The sequence below is a fragment of the Actinocorallia sp. A-T 12471 genome, assembly GCF_033875155.1.
GTDB lineage: Bacteria > Actinomycetota > Actinomycetes > Streptosporangiales > Streptosporangiaceae > Actinocorallia.
In genome coordinates, this window is record NZ_JAWZTE010000009.1 from 230,319 (window position 1) to 248,039 (window position 17,721).

The 17,721-nt window shown below is 66.0% G+C and carries 13 protein-coding genes and 2 pseudogenes; 11 read left to right on the plus strand and 4 right to left on the minus strand.

The window, feature by feature from the left end; genetic code table 11:
* Positions 1-220: 220 nt before the first annotated feature.
* Positions 221-925 carry a DUF6461 domain-containing protein gene (locus tag R9X44_RS24310; RefSeq protein WP_319816571.1) on the minus strand — a complete coding sequence of 235 codons (705 nt, stop codon included), beginning with the start codon at positions 923-925 and terminating at the stop codon, positions 221-223.
* 368 nt (positions 926-1,293) lie between these two features.
* Here R9X44_RS24310 and R9X44_RS24315 point away from each other — a divergent pair, with 368 nt between their 5' ends.
* Together R9X44_RS24315 and R9X44_RS24320 are read left to right on the plus strand one after the other, a co-directional pair.
* Positions 1,294-1,644, plus strand: coding sequence for a hypothetical protein (locus R9X44_RS24315; RefSeq protein WP_319816572.1), 351 nt, complete (start codon positions 1,294-1,296; stop codon positions 1,642-1,644).
* Between the two features lie 1,077 nt (positions 1,645-2,721).
* Positions 2,722-4,185: a site-specific integrase gene (locus R9X44_RS24320; RefSeq protein ID WP_319816573.1), complete on the plus strand. Its 1,464-nt coding sequence runs from the start codon at positions 2,722-2,724 to the stop codon at positions 4,183-4,185.
* Between the two features lie 507 nt (positions 4,186-4,692).
* On the opposite strand, the gene R9X44_RS24325 is transcribed toward R9X44_RS24320, so the two are convergent.
* Positions 4,693-5,145, minus strand: a complete 453-nt coding sequence (locus R9X44_RS24325) for an ATP-binding protein (RefSeq protein ID WP_319816574.1) — start codon at positions 5,143-5,145, stop codon at positions 4,693-4,695.
* A gap of 198 nt (positions 5,146-5,343) precedes the next feature.
* On the opposite strand from R9X44_RS24325, the gene R9X44_RS24330 reads away from it, so the two are divergent.
* The gene (locus R9X44_RS24330) at positions 5,344-6,678 is read left to right on the plus strand and encodes an XRE family transcriptional regulator (RefSeq protein WP_319816575.1); all 1,335 of its coding nucleotides are present in this window, start codon (positions 5,344-5,346) and stop codon (positions 6,676-6,678) included.
* Here R9X44_RS24330 and cutA read toward each other — a convergent pair.
* Positions 6,641-6,976, minus strand: coding sequence for a divalent-cation tolerance protein CutA (gene cutA, locus R9X44_RS24335; protein ID WP_319816576.1), 336 nt, complete (start codon positions 6,974-6,976; stop codon positions 6,641-6,643). The two genes, R9X44_RS24330 and cutA, sit on opposite strands and share 38 nt — an antisense overlap.
* A gap of 87 nt (positions 6,977-7,063) precedes the next feature.
* Complete coding sequence (locus tag R9X44_RS24340; protein WP_319816577.1) at positions 7,064-7,567, minus strand: DUF6188 family protein; 504 nt, start codon at positions 7,565-7,567, stop codon at positions 7,064-7,066.
* Positions 7,568-8,026: 459 nt separating this feature from the next.
* On the opposite strand from R9X44_RS24340, the gene fxlM reads away from it, so the two are divergent.
* From fxlM to R9X44_RS24370, 8 genes and pseudogenes are all read left to right on the plus strand, one after another.
* The gene (fxlM, locus tag R9X44_RS24345; RefSeq protein WP_319816578.1) at positions 8,027-9,247 is read left to right on the plus strand and encodes a methyltransferase, FxLD system; all 1,221 of its coding nucleotides are present in this window, start codon (positions 8,027-8,029) and stop codon (positions 9,245-9,247) included.
* A 33-nt stretch (positions 9,248-9,280) separates the two neighbouring features.
* On the plus strand, positions 9,281-9,472 hold the full coding sequence (locus tag R9X44_RS24350) for an FxLD family lanthipeptide (protein ID WP_319816579.1): 192 nt from the start codon (positions 9,281-9,283) through the stop codon (positions 9,470-9,472).
* Between the two features lie 99 nt (positions 9,473-9,571).
* Positions 9,572-12,619 carry a lantibiotic dehydratase gene (locus R9X44_RS24355; protein ID WP_319816580.1) on the plus strand — a complete coding sequence of 1,016 codons (3,048 nt, stop codon included), beginning with the start codon at positions 9,572-9,574 and terminating at the stop codon, positions 12,617-12,619.
* Complete coding sequence (locus R9X44_RS24360; RefSeq protein WP_319816581.1) at positions 12,616-13,848, plus strand: lanthionine synthetase C family protein; 1,233 nt, start codon at positions 12,616-12,618, stop codon at positions 13,846-13,848. Before R9X44_RS24355 ends, R9X44_RS24360 begins: the two co-directional genes overlap by 4 nt.
* Positions 13,849-13,866: 18 nt before the next feature.
* Positions 13,867-14,541, plus strand: a pseudogene (locus R9X44_RS35805) (thiopeptide-type bacteriocin biosynthesis protein); the annotation flags it as partial.
* A 133-nt stretch (positions 14,542-14,674) separates the two neighbouring features.
* Entirely contained in the window at positions 14,675-15,772 is a 1,098-nt protein-coding gene (locus R9X44_RS24365; protein ID WP_319816582.1) for a hypothetical protein, read from the plus strand.
* Positions 15,773-16,321: 549 nt separating this feature from the next.
* Positions 16,322-16,501: pseudogene (locus tag R9X44_RS35810) on the plus strand (HNH endonuclease signature motif containing protein); the annotation flags it as partial.
* A gap of 168 nt (positions 16,502-16,669) precedes the next feature.
* Complete coding sequence (locus R9X44_RS24370) at positions 16,670-17,134, plus strand: hypothetical protein (RefSeq protein ID WP_319816583.1); 465 nt, start codon at positions 16,670-16,672, stop codon at positions 17,132-17,134.
* Positions 17,135-17,721 lie beyond the last annotated feature (587 nt).

Below are 17,721 nucleotides of genomic sequence, written 5' to 3' on the forward strand. Positions count from 1 at the left end.
CCGGATGACCCGGGTTGAGGCCTATGAGGAACGGGAGAAAAGGGCGGAAGCTGAGCAGCCGGGGTGATTCTGAGCGCTGGGCCGGTTGCTCTGGGGGCAGGTTGGCGTTACTCGGGAGGCCAGCCGGAGAATCGGTTCCAGGTATTGCGCAGCCGGTGGACGTCCAAGGGGTGCTCCGAATCGAGGAGTCGGCACGGCTGCCGGGCGCGGCGCGTTCGGGTCAGCGGAATTCGCGGTGGAAGCGGTCGCCGTGCGCGTCGGTGACGTCGATGACGACCCGGGCGGGTTCGGGCACGGGCATGGTGACGATTCCGGTGGTGTAGACGGAGGTGTCGAGGAGTTCGGGGGAGACGCGGACGCCGGTGAGTTCTTCGGCGAGGGCGAAGAGACCGGGAGTGCCGAGCTTGACCGGTTCGTCGTAGGCGGTCTCGGGGTCGCTCAGGTCGTAGCCGACGCGGGCCATCGCGGGCAGCAGCCCATCGGGCATGGACCCGTAGCGCTGCCAGGGAGATTCGAACGCGGTTCTTTGTTCGCCGTCTTGCCACCAGTAGAAGCACCTGAGGGCGTTGATGTTGAGGTAGTGCGCGAAGATCCGGGTGCCGCGCGACGCGGGCGGCATCAGCTGCTCGTCGATGCCGACGAGACCGTTGATCTCCACCGCGAGTGTCCACGGACCGCCCGAACCCCGCACCGCGGTCGCACCCACCAGCGTCTGGTCGCCGAAGTCCTCCTGCGCATCCTGGAAGCGCATGTCCCGTTCGAGGTACGCGTCCATGCCGTCGCAGTTCTCGTGAGCGTCGGCCGCCAGCCGCGCCAGGTACTCGGCGGGGCTCAGACCTTCGACGAAGGCCAGGCAGTAGCCGTGGGTGAGAAGGCCGTGCCGGTACTCGCGATACCAGGCGTAACCGGAAGCAGAGGCGCTCATGGCCCCGATACTCCCAGCAGCCACCGACAAAATGATCAAGATCGCCGCGGCGGTCGAGCGCTACGACTGCCCGAACTGCGAGGCCAGTGGTCACTTATCCCGATCATGGCTCTGACCTGCGGAAAGCTTGGAGCGGATGACGGGAATCGAACCCGCGTAGCTAGTTTGGAAGACCTCGGCGCACAAGCCTCTGACCTGCCCTTCCCCAGGTCAGAGGCTATGCCGTCTTCCCTGCGGCTCCCCGCTGTTCCCCCTTGCGCACCCCTCCAACGGGCACGCAACGGGCACGGCTGGCGAGGCGCTTCTGATGGGCGATCAGCGTTGTGAGCCGGCGGGCGTTGTCGGTGGCGCTCGGCATGATGGCTGGCGTGGATGATCTGATGTTTCTGCGGGGTGAGTTCGCGGCCGGTGAGGAGACCTTCCTCGGGCGGCTTCGCCCGGATTTCGTCTGGGACAAGCCCGCGTTCAGCCGGCTTGAGCAGGCGATGCGCCGGGTGTGCGCTGAGTTCGAGTGCCGGGAGGAGCTGCCACGGTGGCTCGTCGACGGGTTCTGGTGCTGTGCGGCTTGGGTGAAGGACTGGACCGGTCATCCGGACTTCCCGCGTCCGGAGCCTGTGGAGTACTACGAGAAGGCGATGGAGCGGTTCCAAGATCTCCAGTACTGGTTCGTGATGGGGGAGTCGCCTCATCAGCCTGGTGCGGCGTGGGAGGAGCTTTGAACCTGTGGTGCATGGGGCGTTGAGTCGAGTCCTCATTGCTGGATGGATCGCAGCGGACGCCAACCCCACTCGGCAAGCTGGGCCAGTACCGGATTCCAGGCAAGAGCGGTCAACGCCTGCGCGTGCTCCTCGCACAGAGTGAGGCCAACGGCCATGTCCAGCACTGTGAGCCTGAGCTGAACGCCCACCCGGTACGTCTCGACGGGGCCGAGTTGATCGTTACCCCAGTTCTCCCCCCGCGTGGCGGGATGGGGGCACTCCCGGGCCGCGCACTTCAACGTCTTCGTAGAGTCCATCCCGTCACGCTTCCACAAGACCGAACTCGGTCGACGGCTACCGCCCTGCGTTCGGCAGCCCGTCTTTCGCGCGGAGGACCCGCTGATCGGGTCAGCGTGCCGACAACCGGTGCGGAGGATGGGACGCTGACGTAGGGCCGCGCGATCTCACCCAGTCCAGAGTGCTCATCCGCGCAACGGCGAGAACCCGTGACAGAGCTCGAAGCGCGGATGAGTGCTCTGGCTACGCGGGGGTCTGGGGGACGGCGGAGTCCCCCAGCGATGATCTGGGGCAACTGAGTCCTCGTGACCGGCTCAGCTTCGGGGGCCTTGGGGGTTGATCCAGTGGGAGGAGCCGGAGGATCGGGAGTGTTGCGATGATGCGGATTGACTCGTTGGGGGAGCTTCCGGGTCTGGTGGAGCGCCGAGCGAGACCAGGTGATCGCGGAGGGCCTGGGCATGGCGCTGAAGAAGGCGCGCGGGCAGCGGAAGGGCACGAAGAAGGGATCGGGCACGCAACGGGCACGGAAGGGCCGCGGAAAGAAGAAAGGCCCGGTCTGAGAAACGGACTCTGACCTGGGCCTTTGTTCGGTGGAGCGGATGACGGGAATCGAACCCGCGTAGCTAGTTTGGAAGACCGATTTGGCGTCCGTCTTAACGAGTGGCCGATCGGGTACGCACAGATCAAAGCCCCAGGTCAGGGCCGGTTTTCGTGTTAACTGGTGCAAGATCGTATCGCTGGTTCGCAGGCAGTCCCAGTGACAAATGAGTGACAAATGATCATGGTGCGAGGAGGGCTCTCATGGGCTTCACCCGAGAACGAGTCGGCAAGAACGGCGTAAGCTTCCAAGCTTTGTACGACGACGCCTCCGGAGTTCGGCAGACCGCCGGGACCTTCAAGACGTTCAAGGAAGCCGAACGGGCGTGGCAAGCCGCGGTGGCGAAGATCGCCGAAGGCCGAACATGGGACCCGCGGCGAGGCAGACAGAGATTCGGCAAGTACGTCATGGAGACGTGGCTGCCGAACCACCGGATCGAGCTCAGCACCAAGCAGGACTACCTGAGCGCCCTGCGCACCCACATCCTCCCGTACTTCGAGAACATGCGGATGTGCGACATCAGCTCGGAGGACGTCCGCTCCTGGATCACCGAGCTCAAGCAGAAGGGGGTGGGCAAGCGACGCATCGCCTACTGCAAGAGCTCGGTCCTCAACGCCATCTTCACCACGGCGGCGAATGACGGAGTCATCCTGCTGCACCCGAGCAGGGGCGTCCCGACCGACCCGGTCCCCGAAAAGCCGCTGCGCATCATCACCGCCGACGAGTTCGACCAGATCTACCTCGCCCTCCCCGACACGACCTCCCGCCTCCTCGTCGAGACGGCCATTGAGAGCGGCCTACGCTGGGGCGAACTGGCCGAACTCCGCGTCAAGGACCTCGACTTCCGCACGCACATCCTCACGGTCAGCCGCGTCGTCCTGTACCTGTCGCCCGAAGTCCACCCGGAGGGCAAGCGCCACTTCGTCAAGGACTACCCCAAGGGCCGCAAGTGGCGAAAGCTCAAACTCAGCGATCAGATCGTCACGAAGCTCAAGGCCCACGCCGACGACGCGAAACTCGGCAAGGACGACCTCTTCTTCTCCCGCCGCCTCGACTACAAGCCGGTCGTCGAGATCATCCCGGTCCCCAGGTCCCTCGGCTACACCGACCCCAACGAGAAGGGCCGCGTCTACCTCCACGGCACGACCACCGCCTACGGCCTGGGCAAGTGCCGCTGCGAACACTGCCGCGCGGCGGTAGCCCACTACCGAGCCAATCGCAGAGCCGCCGGCAAAGACAGCCCCCGAAAGCCCCGCGTAGTCGACCTAGATCCCCACATGAACGCCACCTGGTTCCGCAACGGCACCTGGCACCCGTCCTGCGAAGCCGCAGCCCTGGGCTTCTTTCCCCGCTTCCAAGACCTCCGCCACGCCCACGCCTCCTGGCTCCTCGCAGGCGGAGCCGACCTCCAGATCGTCAAGGAACGCCTGGGCCACGCCAAGATCACCACCACCGAGCGCTACCTCCACACCCTCCCCACCGCCGACGAAACCGCCCTCACCGCCCTCAAGAAGATCCGCCACACCGAAGCCCCCGAAGACGCCACCGCAGACCTGAAGGCCCAACTCAACGCCGCCAACGCCGAAATCGACAAACTCCGCGCCGTCCTCGCGGCCCAGCTCATCGAACAACACTTCGGCTCATCCACCGGCCTGACCGCCGCATAGACACCGTGGCAGTTCGGCCACCCGCGAAGCCGGTCCCTGACCGCTCGGGACCGGCTTCCCTATGCGCCCCGCAGGGGCGATGAGGACGGGGTGAGCCGGGTGGCCGGCGAAGAAGCTCCTTGGTGGCCGTCCGGTCTCCGCTAACGTCCCCACCTCCTGCGGACCGCGCCCGGTCCGTTCTCCTGAACCGCGCACGGTTCAGGGCGTAAGCCAGGTTTATCTATCTCTTGCCCCGCGAAGCGGTTCACGTCCGGTGGAGCTGTGCCGGAAGGGAACTTCGGACCTGGAGGGCTCGCTCAGACCGCCCGGCTGCATCGACTTCACCCGAACGATGCCTCCAGATCGGGCCGGCCGGGGCCGGGAAGCTCTGCCGGAACCGCTCTTCACCGGAGCCTGACCTCGTTCGGGTCCGATCAGCGGCGCGACCGGTCCATCGACCACTGTGCCGCGTCCGGCTGTTGCTGCGAGGTCGGCGACACGTCGCGATCGCTCGGAGCCGATCTGCGGCTACATTCGCCGTTCTGCAGTTTGAAGGGTCGCCCAGACGACGTGTCCGAGCCCCTGAAGCCTTGCCGCTCCGACGGATCTCGCCATCTGGCGGACGACGAAGAGGCCCCGTCCGCCTTCGTCGAGGAACTCGGAGTTGTCCCAGTTCAGCCCCTTCCCGTCGCCGAGGTCCGTGACGGACAGCTTGACGATTGCGGTGTTCCTGGTGACCTCGACGCCGAACCAGCCGCCCTCACCGGAGGGGGTGTGGCGGATCGCGTTGGTCGCGAGCTCTGTCACGATCGTCGAGGCCTCCGTTTCGCTTCCGCTTCCATCGAGCGTCTCGGAGATGAAGCGCCGCGCTTGCTTCACTTGGCAAGGGGGGCCGCGGAAAGCTCGGCGCCAGCTCAGGTCCCCCTGTTCGTGGATCCAGCGCAGCGCGGTGTCATCGGACACGAGATCGGTGTTGGTCATGTCGTCCTCCGGGCTTCGTGCTTGACGGAGGTTCGGCGGCGCGGACGGCGAACTCCGAATTGCGGGCTGTTTCTCGGCTTGCGCCTCGATAGACACCTAAAGCGAACAGCTGCGACGCGGCGCTGTCAGGAGGAGACTGAGTGAGATCGCAGGAGATCAGCGGAGACCGTTGTCCGTCCGAGCCCAAGGTGAGCCGGTATGAGCGAGAATGCGTTCGGGGAAGAACTGTGGGCGGAGAGCATCCGCGCGAAGCGCCGCCGCCTGTGCTGGACCCAGAACGAGCTCGCCCGGCGGCTGGAACAGGCTGCGGATCCGAAGACGCGCGCCTCTCTGCCGAGCAGGGCTTCGATCGTCCGGGAGATTCGCTATCACGAGAGCGGATCTCATCGCCCTGGTCCGGTCTATGAAGAGCTCTACCGGCGGGTGTGGTCGGCAGAGCTTTCAGGCCCTGCCGCAGCCGACCCCGAGCTTCCAGACGACTGCCTCACGCTCGCCTGGATCGTAGGGAGGCTGAATCAGAGAGTGGATCGAAGGACTCTGCTCCAGCTCGCGGGAACCACGGCTGCCGGATTGTCACTTGACCCGGTCGATCGTCTCGTTCGGGCTCTCTCGGGGACGCACAAGCCTGACGAGACGACGATCGCGCACTTGGAGGACAGGACTCGGGGACTTCATCGCTTGGAGGAGCACCTTCCGGCGAAGGCGCTCTACCCTGCGGTCCTTGAACACCTCAAAGAGGTGACCGTGCTGTTGGAGAGCGGCTTGTCCGACGAGAACCGGCGCCGCCTGGCCGTCGTCGCAGGGGAAAGCGCGGTCCTGGCCGCGTGGTTCGCGTGGGAGCAAGGCGACCGACAATCGGCGGTCTCGCACTCGCGGCTGGCGACGGTATCGGCACGGCACGCTTCAGATCCCGAGATCGCTGCGTGCATGAGCGGATACCGGTCCTTCATGACCGGTGGCGACACGATCAAATCCATCGGCTCATTGCAGACTGCCCTCGCCGGCTTGAGCGCGTCATCCGACCCGGCCACCCGAGCGTGGTTGCTCGGCCGCCTTGCGGAGGAGTCAGCGAAGCTCAAGGACACGGCCACCGCGAAGCCCGCGATCCAGGCCGCCGAGGAAGCGTATGCGGCTGCTGACGTTGCGGCCCGGCCGTGGACGTGCTTCCTGGACCCGGGCCGGTTTGCCTCGATGCGGCTCACCGTCCACTCCCGGCTTCGCGACGAAGACGAAGTCGTCAGAGCCGTCGACGAGATCGAGCTCTACCTCGGCCCGGAGACCGAGGTGAAGAAACTCTGCGTCGTCAACGCGGAGCTGGCTCTCGCGCGCTACAGGCTCGGGGATGTCAACGAGGCGGTGGAGTGCGCGAGGTCGGCCTTCGCCGCCACCGAGCAGCTGAACGCACCGCTTGGCTGGGAACGCTTGGACACGGTCTTCGCGGAGCTCGCATCGTCCCCTGAGCAGGCGGCCCGGGACTTCCGCTCGGACTACGCGGCTAGCCGGCCTCAGGACGAGCAGCTGTCTCTTCACTGATCCAGCCGAGGTAGTCGGCAAGACCGCCTTCGATCGGCACCGCGACGATCTCCGGTGTGTCGTAGGAGTGCGCCTCCTTCACGATGCGCACGAGGTCGTCCAGTCGTGCCTTCGACGTCTTCATGAGAACGAGGAACTCCTCGCTCCGTTCGATCTTGCCCTGCCACCAGTAGGTGGATGAGATCGGTCCGCTGATCTGCGCGCCCGCAGCCGCCCTGCTGGTGACGGCGGCCTCCACGATTCGCTCGGCCTCCGCCCGGTCTCCCGCGGTCACATGGATCTCAAGCTGCTCTGCCATGCACTTGAGCGTATGCCGTGGTGGCTGTACAGCGGTTTCTGGCTCCAGTCGGCGAGCTAGCCCTAGCCCCACTGTGTAGCTGGTCGACTACTTTTCGGTGAGATTTGGCCTCGCCTGTGTGGTTGTGGTGAGACGCTCGGTGTGCTGAGCAGCCTGGTCCGATGAAGGGTGGTGCTCGCCGCGCCAGACGGAGAGGTCACCGCCGGGGCGGGACACGATTTTCCACTGCCCAGGTCCGGTTGCCTGCCAGGCCTCGCAGGACGGGTCGGCCGGGCAGTTGAGGTGCAGGCCAGTGTCGAAGACCATGCGAAGGCCGCCGCTCTTGAACGCGACTGCGGATAGGACCTTCGCGCCGAAGAGCGATAGCGCCGCCGCCACGTCTTGCCGCTCGGGGACGACTGCGGTGCTGGGGTTCTTCGGATTGGAAAGTGGTCCGTGGGATATCCGTGCGGGGCACTCCACGACGACCTCGACGTCGGCGCCCAGGAGCAGCGTGAGCCGGTAGTCGATGCTGATCTTGGTGATGAGAAGACCGCGATAGTTCAGAAGCCAACGGTCTTCGTGCTCGATGGGCCAAGCTGGAGTGTCCACTGGGGAACAATGCCCAGTTTCTCCCCGGTGTGCCAGCGAATTGATGTGCGCTGGTTGGTTCAGCCCCTGGTCATGCTGTCTGTTTGCGTTGGAGCGTGAGCGGATCTCTGCCAGCCAGCGCCGTGAGCCAGTCGGTCGTGACCGCGCCCGGTTGGTCGGGGTCCCGGAGGGCAGCGGCGCAGATAGGCGGCACGCAACGCCGCCCACCAGAGTGGGGTCAAATCTGGTTCGCCGACCACCCCAGCAAGATCCTAAATCGGGCCACCCGAGGTTAGAACTCGGGGCCAGTTGACGTTTGCCTGATCAGCAGCGGTAGGGAGCTGCCTCCTCCGATCTCCTCTCGTCTCCTCTGATCCCCTCTAGTTCCTTTCCAAGGTTGCCACTTCACTGGCTGTAGTAATCAGTCGACCAGCGGAGCACGAGCAGGGCCGCTACCGAACGATCAGAGGAGAGCGCATAGTGACACGAGTCGCCGATGCAGGGTCCGATACCGAGGACCGCGCGACGCTGTTGCGGGCGTTGATGGTCGAGAAGCTGCATGACCTTGGGGTTCTCAAGTCGGAGCGGGTGGCCGCCGCGGTGGCGGCGGTGCCTCGGCACCTGTTCGCGCCGGACGAGCCGCTGGAGGCGGCGTATCACCCCGACAGCCCGCTGACCGTGAAGCGGGATGAGGCGGGGGCGGCGCTCAGTTCGGTCTCGGCGACGCTCCTTCAGGCGGTGATGCTGGAGCAGGCGCAGGTCGAGCCGGGGATGCGTGTTCTGGAGATCGGATCGGGAGGCTACAACGCCGCGCTCATCCGGGAGATCGTCGGGGAGACCGGCCGGGTGACCACGGTCGATATCGACCCGGACATCGTGGACCGGGCCCGGAGTTTCCTCGATGCGGCGGGCTACACCGACGTCGAGGTCGTCCTGGCCGACGCGGACGGCGGAGTGGCGGCGAACGCCCCGTACGACAGGATCATCGTCACGGTGGGCGCCTGGTACCTCGCGGACGCGTGGCTGGAGCAGCTTGCCCCCGGCGGCAGGATCGTTGTACCGCTGCGGATCAAGGGCGTCACCCGGTCGATCGCGTTCACTCGCGATGCGGAGGGCCTGGTCAGCGACAGCTACGGCCTGTGCCGCTTCGTGCCCATGCAGGGCGCCGGAGCGCACGAAGAGCGCTTCGTCACCGTGGACGACGGCCTGCAGCTTCTCGTGGACGACGAGCGCCAGGACTTCGACGTCTCGGCGCTGCGGATCGCGGTCCACCGGCCGGGGATCGTGCGCTGGTCCGGCGCCGTCTACGAGCTGCCGGACGAGCTGGAACTGTTCCTGCTCACCAGCGGTCCGCAGGTCGCGCTTCTGTTCGCCCAGCAGGGACTCATCGACAGCGGTCTGTTCGCGGCGTCGGCGGCTCTCGGAGTGCCGGCCCTCGTCCGCAGCGGCAGCATCGCCTACCGGACCCGTCGCGAGAACGAGGAGACCGGCGGCTTCGAAAGCGGCGTCATCGCCCACGGCCCGAACGCCGAAGAAGTGGCCGCCGAGTACATCGCCCTGCTCCAGCGCTGGGCGACCCACCACCGCCGCCGAGGCGCGGCCCAGATCCGCTACTTCCCCAAGACGACCGGACACCCGGACGACCTCGCCCCGCAGCGCATCGCCAAGCGGAGCGGGGCGGTCGAAGTGTCCTGGTCGTAGCCCCGCAATAACCCTCCCGAGTTAAGGAGCCACATGTCCACCCAGTTCGCCGAAGCCCCGATCGTGGCGGTGCCCGCCGCGGAGCCATCCGAGTTCACCGAGTTCACCGAGTGGGACCTGGACATCTCCATCGTCGAGGCCGGTCCGACCGCCGACAAGGTCATCCGGATGACCGACGACGGCTGCAACTCCACCTGCGCGACCGCCTGCTCGTCCTGCCCGTAGCCGACTTCTCGGGCGCTTACCCCCTGACGTAAGGCGAGCCCGGCCGATCTCCTTCGGCGGCCGGCCGGGCTTCGTCTCCTCGTAGCGCTGGAGCCGCACGTGTACGACTACTTCGACGTCGCAGTCGTACGCGCTGCGGCCCTCCCTCAGAGCTCACTCGTCAGGCAATGGCCCGACCTGACCGACCGCGCGGACCCGACGGCCTGGCGCTCCTGGCTGGAGCGGGTCTCGCACCTTCGCGAGTTCTCCGTCGCCCTCGCGCAGGCCAGCCCTTCGCTCGCCCATCGTGTGCAGCAGATCCGCGATGGACACCCGCTCCCGACCCAAGCCGTGCGGAGCGCGGTCGTCTCGGTGATGCGCTATCTCCTCCGAGCCTCCGAACGCCCTACGCCCTTCGGCCTCTTCTCGGGCGTGGGGACGGCTCGGATCTCCGGCAGGAGTGCCTGCTGTCTGGGGGACGGTCATCGTGCCGTCGTCCGCCCCGACGCCGAGTGGCTCACGTCAGTCATCGAACGCCTTGAAGCCGACCCAGCCATCCGGCCGCACCTGAAGGTGGTCGCCAGCTCCCTTGCCAGCAAGGCCGACGATCATCTGATCATCGAGCACCGACCGGGAGGCACGACAGGAACCAGCCCAGTCCACGCACGCATCCGGGCGACCGCTCCCGTCGAAAAGGTGCTGGAGCTGGCGCACGCCCCGATCGGCATCGGTGAACTGGTCGAGAAGCTCGCGGGCGAGTTTCCTGATGGGCGCGTGGAGGCTATCGATCACCTGGTCGCCGAGCTGATCGCGCACAGGTTCCTGATCACGAACCTGAGGCCGACGATGACGACGCCTTGGCCGCTCCGCACCCTCGACACCCGGCTGCAGGACATCAAAGCCGAGGCGGACAACGTGGCGATCGTCGATGAGCTCCACCACGTGAACCAGCTCATGACAGCGCACAACGAAGCCACCAATGCGAATGATGCAGCGTGCCATCGCGAGACTCTGGCAGCTCGGATGCGGGACCTCCACCCGCCGGCCCGATCGCCTCTTGCCGTCGATCTTCGCCTCGACCACGACGTCACGGTCCCCGACGACGTCGCGCGCGAGGCCGCGGCTTCGGCTTCGGTCCTAGCTCGACTGGCCCGGCACCACAGCCTCAATCCCGGGTGGGACGGGTGGCACCGCAGGTTCCTGGAGCGCTATGGGCCTTACGCTGTCGTCCCGCTGCTGAGCGCCGTCGACGTCTACACCGGGCTGGGCTATCCGGACGGCTTCCTGGGGAGCCCACCGCTTCCGTCTGCCAGCAGGATCGGCGACCGCGATGTTCTGCTCCTCGGTTTGGCGCAGAAGGCAGCGCTCCACGGAGAGCGGGAGATCGTCCTGGACGACGAGCTTCTGTCACGTCTCTCGCCGACCCCGCCGACCCGGATCCAGACGACGACAGAGGTGACCGTCCGCGTCGAGTCTCCGAGCCTCACCGCCTTGGACTCGGGCGAGTTCACCCTCACGATCACGAACGTCTCCCGTATGGCCGGGACGATGACCGGCCGGTTCCTCCATCTCCTGGATGCCGAGGAACGCGAACGGTTGACGTCCTGGTACGCGCACCGTCGTCCGGCCGTCGAGGGCGCTCGCATCGTTCAGATCTCGGCCCCCACCCGCTACACCGCCTCGGAGAACGTCGCCCGAACGGTCCAAGCCGTCCCGTCCGTCATCGCGCTCGGGGAGTACCGCGAGGACAGCGACCAGATCCCGCTCGACGACCTCGCCGTCACCGCGGACCGCGACCGGCTCTACCTCCTCTCGCTCGCCCACCGCCAGGTCCTGGAGCCGGTGCTTCTCAACGCCGTCGAACCGGTCAACCACGCTCACCCGCTGGCCCGCTTCCTCGCCGAGGCCACGACGGCCACGTCCGCCCCCTGCACCGCCTTCGACTGGGGCGCCGCCGCGAAGCTTCCCTTCCTTCCGGCGGTCCGGTTCGGGCGGACCCTCCTTGCCCCTGCGAGATGGCAGCTCACCGCGGAGGATCTACCCGGTCCCGATGCTGACGAGAGGACCTGGGACAGGGCGTTCACCGTTTGGCGGGAAGACGTTCGCCTCCCGCTCCGCATCCAGCTCGGGGACGGCGACCAGCGCATCACGCTCGACCTCGGCGAATACGCCCACCGCGCACTCGTCCGCGAGCACCTGAACCGCTCGGGCCGCGCCTCCCTGAGGACAGCGCCGTGGGCCGGAGCCGCTGGCTGGATCGGCGGTCACGCTCACGAGATCGTCGTGCCGCTGGTCTCGCGCGGTGCACCGGCGCCCGCCCCGACCTGGATCCACGCCGAGACGGCCGTCCCCGGACGAGGCTTCGTCTCCGGCCACGCCGGCCTCTTCTCCCTCAAGCTCTACGGCAATCCGAACCGGCTCGACGATGTCCTCATCCGCCACCTTCCCAGACTCCTCGACCAGCTTCCGGACGCTCAACGCTGGTTCCTGCGCTACCAGGACCCCCGCCAGCACCTTCGGCTACGCCTCAGCTGCCCGAGCGAGAGCACCGCGGATACGGCCGAGAGGATCGCGAAGTGGACGCAGCGTCTCTTGGAATCAGGCCTGACCTCGGATGTCCACTGGGACACCTACTTCCCCGAGACCGCCCGCTTCGGCGGGCCCACCGCTATCGACCTAGCCGAGGCACTCTTCGCGGCGGACTCATCGGCCGCGCTGGGCCAGCTCACCGCCAGTCGTGAGCCCGGAGGAGCCGACCGCCGAGCCCTGACCGCGGCCGGCCTACTCGCCCTCGCCGCGGACTTCATCGGGGACACCGCCGAGGCCATGCGCTGGATCGTCGAGCACACACGCACGACATCGAACGCTCCGGAGCGACAGCTCTACCGGCAGGCCGTCTCCCTCGCCGACCCCGAGGACCGCGCAGCCCTGGCCGAACTCCCAGGCGGTGCCGAAGTCCTCTCCTCCTGGGAGGAGAGGACTCAGGCGGCTGCCTCCTACCGCGAAGCGCTTGGCACGCCGGATCTCATCGACCGAGTGCTCAAGGACCTGCTTCACCTGCACCACGCCCGGATGATCGGCCCCGACCTCGAATCCGAAGCCGCCTGCCTCCACCTCGCCCGAGCCGCCGCGCTGAGCCGCCTCGCACGCAACCGGAGGACCCAGTGACCGAACCGAATCCGGACGCGCTCGACGCAGCCGACAAGATCGCCGCCTCCCTGACCGACCCAGAGACGGCATGGCCCAATAGCCATCCCAGAACCCGCGCGTGGCCTCAATCCCTCGCAGGGGGCGCCGCAGGAATCGCCCTCCTTCACATTGAGCGGGCACTCGCAGGCAGAGGAGACTGGGCGACCGTCCAGCGGTGGCTCAAAGCCGCCACCCGAGACGAACTCACCGCCGCCACCAACGCCGGGCTGTTCGTCGGAGCTTCGGCCCTGGGCTTCGTCCTCCACGCGGCAAGCCAAGGCGGACGCTTTTCCAAAGCGCTGTCCAAGCTCGACGAAACGACGATCAACCTCACCCGCTCGCGCCTCGCCGACGCCGATTCCCGCATCAAGGCCGGCGCCCAACCGGAGATGAAGGAATTCGACCTCATCCGAGGTCTGACCGGCCTCGGGATCTACCACCTGCGCCACCACCCCGAGCACCCGATCACCCGAGACGTCCTCACCTACCTCGTCCGACTCACAGAGCCACTGCCCGGCACGGCGAAGCTTCCCCCGTGGTGGACAGAGGTCTCTCCGAACGGAGATCCCGCCCCCGAGTTCCCCGGCGGACACGGCAACCTCGGCGTCGCCCACGGCATCGGCGCAGTCATCGCCCTTCTCTCCCTCGCCGAACTCGAAGGCCATCCCATCCCCGGAAGCCCAGAGGCGATCCAAAGGCTCTGCTCATGGACCGATCGCTGGCGCCAGGACGACGCCTCCCTGACCTGGTGGCCCGGATACATCGACCTCGCCCAGCACGAGCGGGGAACCATCGACCGGTCCTCACACCCCCGCCCGTCCTGGTGCTACGGCATCGGCGGCACCGCTCGCGCACAGCAACTCGCCGGAATGGCCCTCCACGACCTCGCCCGTCAGCGCGATGCCGAGGACGCTCTCCTGCGGACGCTCCGAGAGCCAGATCAACTCCTGCGCCTTCCCGACGCCGGGCTGTGCCACGGGATGGCCGGGCTCCTGCACGTCTCGTGGAGGGTCGCCTCCGACGCCCAAAGCCCTGATCTCACCCACGAACTGGGCCCGCTCACCGAACGGCTGATCGAGATGAGCACAGACGTCCCAGGCGATCCGGAGTTCCTCGACGGAGCCGCCGGAGTCGCGCTCGCCCTCCACACCATCGGCACCGCACAAGCCCCACGCTCAGCATGGGACTCCGTCCTGCTGCTCGCCTGAACCCCCCGGAGACCGCCAATGACCGAAGACTGCTCCTGGCGTCAGCTCAACATCGGCTTTCCGGACTGGGCAGCGGCCGAAGGAACCGTCGCCACCTACCTTGCCCCGCTCCTCGACCGCGCAGAGTCCCACGGACAGATCTCCCGATGGTTCTTCATCCGCAAGCGGCCCGTCTGGCGCCTCCGCTACCTGCCACACCCCGACAGCCCGCCAGACCCGCTCTCCACGCAACTCGACGAACTCAAAGAACACGGCCTCATCACCGGCACCACCGCGATCGTCTACGAACCCGAGGTTCACGCGTTCGGCGGCGACGCCGGGATGCAAGCCGCGCACGACCTCTTCCACCTCGACAGCAAGCACGCCCTGTCCTACTTCGCCAGGCCGGCCGACCAAGACCACCGAAGAGAGCTCGCCGTGCTGCTCGGCACCGGGCTCCTGCGCGGCGCGACCCTCGACTGGTACGAGCAGGGAGACGTATGGGCCCGAGTAGCCGACCACCGCCCGCAGCCCGACCCGAGCCCACGGAGCGGAATCCCCGCGCTGGAGCAGTCACTACGTCGCCTTCTGAGCGTCGACATCACCCCCGTAACCGAGGAATCCGCCTTCCTGAAACTCGCCGCGAGCTGGGCAGAAGACCTCTCCAACGCCGGACGCCGCATCGCCGACCTCGCGGCAGACGGCCACCTGCACCGCGGCTCCGAGACGTCCTCACCCACCACATCGTCTTCTCCTGGAACCGCCTCGGCCTCCCGTACCGAACCCAGGCCGTACTCGCCGGCACCGCAAAGCTCGCCATCTTCGGCCCCGACCCCACGGCGGCACCATGATCGACCAGGACCTCGCACTCACCTGGTTCCCCCTCGTCCAACGCCCGCGCCCACCCGGCCTCCCACTCGTCACCCGCATCCAGGAACTCGCCGACCTCGCGACCCGCGGACGCTACTCCGCCGCCCAACAGGCCGAAGTACTCAACAAGGCCGCACTCATCGCCTCCGACGTCGGCATGCCCGACCTGGCGCGCTCTTTGTGCTGGCGCCAGTTCGCCATCTATGGCCGGGCAGGCACCTTGACCGACACGGCCGTCGAACTCGCTGTCCAGCCGCCTCTCAATATCACCCGGCAGATGATCCGAGAGGGCCGCCCCGAGCAAGCCCACGCAGCCCTCGAAGCCCTCCACGCCGCAGCCCTCTGCCGAGAATCCGCCACCATCGACGACCACATGGTCGACTTCGGAATTCTCATTCGAACTACCAAAGACCACAAGACCATATGCACCGCCACCTGGGCCGCCCTCCTCGCGGACGGCACCCGTGCCCTGATCAACGCAGGGCGCTGGAAGGACGCCGAACAAATCACCGTCACCCACCGCGGAATCGGCACCCGGCTCCTCGACGGCCGCCAAGTTTCCATCATCGCCCACCTCAAAGACGGTCACCCCGACCAAGCCTTGAAGATCCTTTACGGCTCCGCCCTGGACGAGCAGTGGGAACACGCGGTCGCTGGCATCCTGCAAGAAGCCTGTCGCGCAGCCATAGACACGGTGCAGAAGACGGCCGGGCAACAACTGAGTTTGGCGCGCGATGTCGTGGTCAGCGCCATACCCTCAACGAAGCTGTTCTCCATCCGAGTCGGCCTGACAGCGCTCGGCACAGCAGAAGATCCCAGGAGCCCCGAAGTACGAGAACTTGCACATGCCATCCTCACCAGGGCAACCGACGACAGCTACGCCGCGAGAGACACCCTCGCCCACCCCGCGGTTCTCCCCTTCCTCGATGGCTCCAGGCAAGACGGGCTGACACGCGTTGTCGAGGCATCGGGGCTGAACGGCACCAACTTCACCCCCGAAATCCAAGATGCACTGCTCATGCAGATCGGCAGGGCTGAACGTCGTCTCTCGCTTCTACTCGCCGAGTTCAGGTAATCATGAGGGTCTTTGCCCATTAGTGAGGGGTGATGAGGACGATGGTCATCTGGACCAACAAGGGCTTCCGCATTGCGCGGCGGTCCCTCGTAGGGGCGATGAGGATCGCACAGCGTGCGCGGGGCGTGCTCGGCAGAGCTCTCGCATCAAGTCCTCATCGCTCCCCAGGGGTCGAAACCGGGGGTGCGGTTCTCCGAGCCAGGTGACTGCCGTCCTCATCGCCTCTACGAGTGATCAGGAGCGAGCTGGACAAGGAGCAGCAGCTCGACCTTAAGTCCGGTGTCCGCCTTCTCCTGAGAATGGCGCAGCGTGCCTGGAGCTCGGTGGGCAAGGGAGTGCTGCCAGGCCAAAGACCGTGGCGGGGCGTCCGGCTGGTGGGGACCGGCGCCCACACCGTACGCCCCGTCGGCCGCTTTCGCCTCTCCGTCGCGGCGACGCAACGCATCGCAGTCCTTGATCCCGAACAGCCAAACTCGGCAAGGGAACCGGAGTACGATCAACCGAAGAACGGTTGCTGGCCTTGTTCCGAGTGCTGGTGGTGGAGATCTAATGGGTAGCAGGCCCAAGGTTAATAAGTCGGTGAAAAGGGAGCTGGTTAGGGAGGCGGGAGGGAAGTGTGCGAATCCTGGCTGCCCGAATATCCTGATTGAGATACATCACATAAAAGAATGGCATGTAGTAAAGGTTCACGATCCTCGGGATATGATCGCAATTTGCCCAGCCTGTCATGATGCGGTTTCGAGGGGTGATCTAAGGGTCAGTGATAGTACTGCATATTCCTGGAAGGCGATCATTCGGGACAGGCATGAAGGGGTCAGGGGTTATGTCTACATTGAGCCTTCTACCAGGGCGCCAGGTCTGATGTTGGGCTCGATCGAATTTCGTAGCGACTCCGACATGATTCTGTTTTCTGGAGGATCTGGCGTTGGCCTATCATTTAAGCTCCGCGCATGGGGTGTCATGGAAGTCAGCGCTTCGTTGCTAGATGTTGACGGGAATAAATTGTTTGAGATGGCGGGTGGGCACTTTAGGTCGTTTGGCGATGATGGTTGTACGGTGGAGCAGTATCCAGGCAGGGTTCGTGTTATGCACTCCAATCATTCTAAATTGTGGCCGGATTGGCTCAAGTCGGCGACGGCAAGGTTTAACCGCGCGTTTGCCGAAGCCGATATTGTGCCGATCTTGGATCTTGAGGTGATGGGGCCGAATCTGGTTAGAATGCAGGGCATCTTTAATTCGGGAGTCAATTCGTGCGCTGTAACAGGCAATGAAATTGTGTTTCCAAATGAGATTTCTTTCAGGGGGAATCCTGATGGGGGTCGATTTTGCACTATTCGGGACCTTTGGATAAGGCGGTTTTGAATTTCAAGCAAGAGGCCTAGGGCTTGTTTTAAAGTGGGGTCAGTAACCAGTCGTTGATGATGGCGATGTGGAGGACGGCTTCGTAGCGGACAGTGAGTTTGTCGTAGTGGGTGGCGATGGCACGGTGCCGTTTGAGGCGGTTGGCCGCATTTGACGGACGTGGCGCTATCGTCCCCCGAGGGGTCGCAACGCCGAGGCGTCCGCGATGGCGTCGATGTCCGTGCGGGTCCTCATCGCCGCTCCGAGAGGTCGCAACCCGGTGTCTGCCTGCATCCAGAGCGGGATCGCCTCATCGCCCCTCCGAGGTCTCTAACCGTCCGGCCTTCACCTGGGCCTGGGCGGTCGGCGTCCTCATCGCCCTTCGAAGGGTCACAACCGGGTGGTGCGGATGCGCCTGTCGATCAGGGAGCCCGGAGTTCTGTCCTCATCGGACTCGGAGGGGCGCGACAACGCGGGATACCGGCATTGCCGTCAGCCAGGTCCGTCCTCGCCACCCCTTCAAGGGGCTGAAACCCGGAGGTGGCGGGTGGAGATCGCGGGTCCTCATCGTCCCCTGCGAGTGCTACGGCGCGGCAGGGCGGGTGGCA

Excerpts from the sequence above, each read along its gene's own strand:
- R9X44_RS24310 (WP_319816571.1), bottom strand. The coding sequence starts at position 925 with ATGAGCGCCTCTGCTTCCGGTTACGCCTGGTATCGCGAGTACCGGCAC.
- R9X44_RS24370 (WP_319816583.1), top strand. The coding sequence starts at position 16,670 with ATGATTCTGTTTTCTGGAGGATCTGGCGTTGGCCTATCATTTAAGCTC.
- R9X44_RS24365 (WP_319816582.1), top strand. The coding sequence starts at position 14,675 with ATGATCGACCAGGACCTCGCACTCACCTGGTTCCCCCTCGTCCAACGC.
- R9X44_RS24320 (WP_319816573.1), top strand. The coding sequence starts at position 2,722 with ATGGGCTTCACCCGAGAACGAGTCGGCAAGAACGGCGTAAGCTTCCAA.
- R9X44_RS24330 (WP_319816575.1), top strand. The coding sequence starts at position 5,344 with ATGAGCGAGAATGCGTTCGGGGAAGAACTGTGGGCGGAGAGCATCCGC.
- cutA (WP_319816576.1), bottom strand. The coding sequence starts at position 6,976 with ATGGCAGAGCAGCTTGAGATCCATGTGACCGCGGGAGACCGGGCGGAG.
- R9X44_RS24350 (WP_319816579.1), top strand. The coding sequence starts at position 9,281 with ATGTCCACCCAGTTCGCCGAAGCCCCGATCGTGGCGGTGCCCGCCGCG.
- R9X44_RS24325 (WP_319816574.1), bottom strand. The coding sequence starts at position 5,145 with ATGACCAACACCGATCTCGTGTCCGATGACACCGCGCTGCGCTGGATC.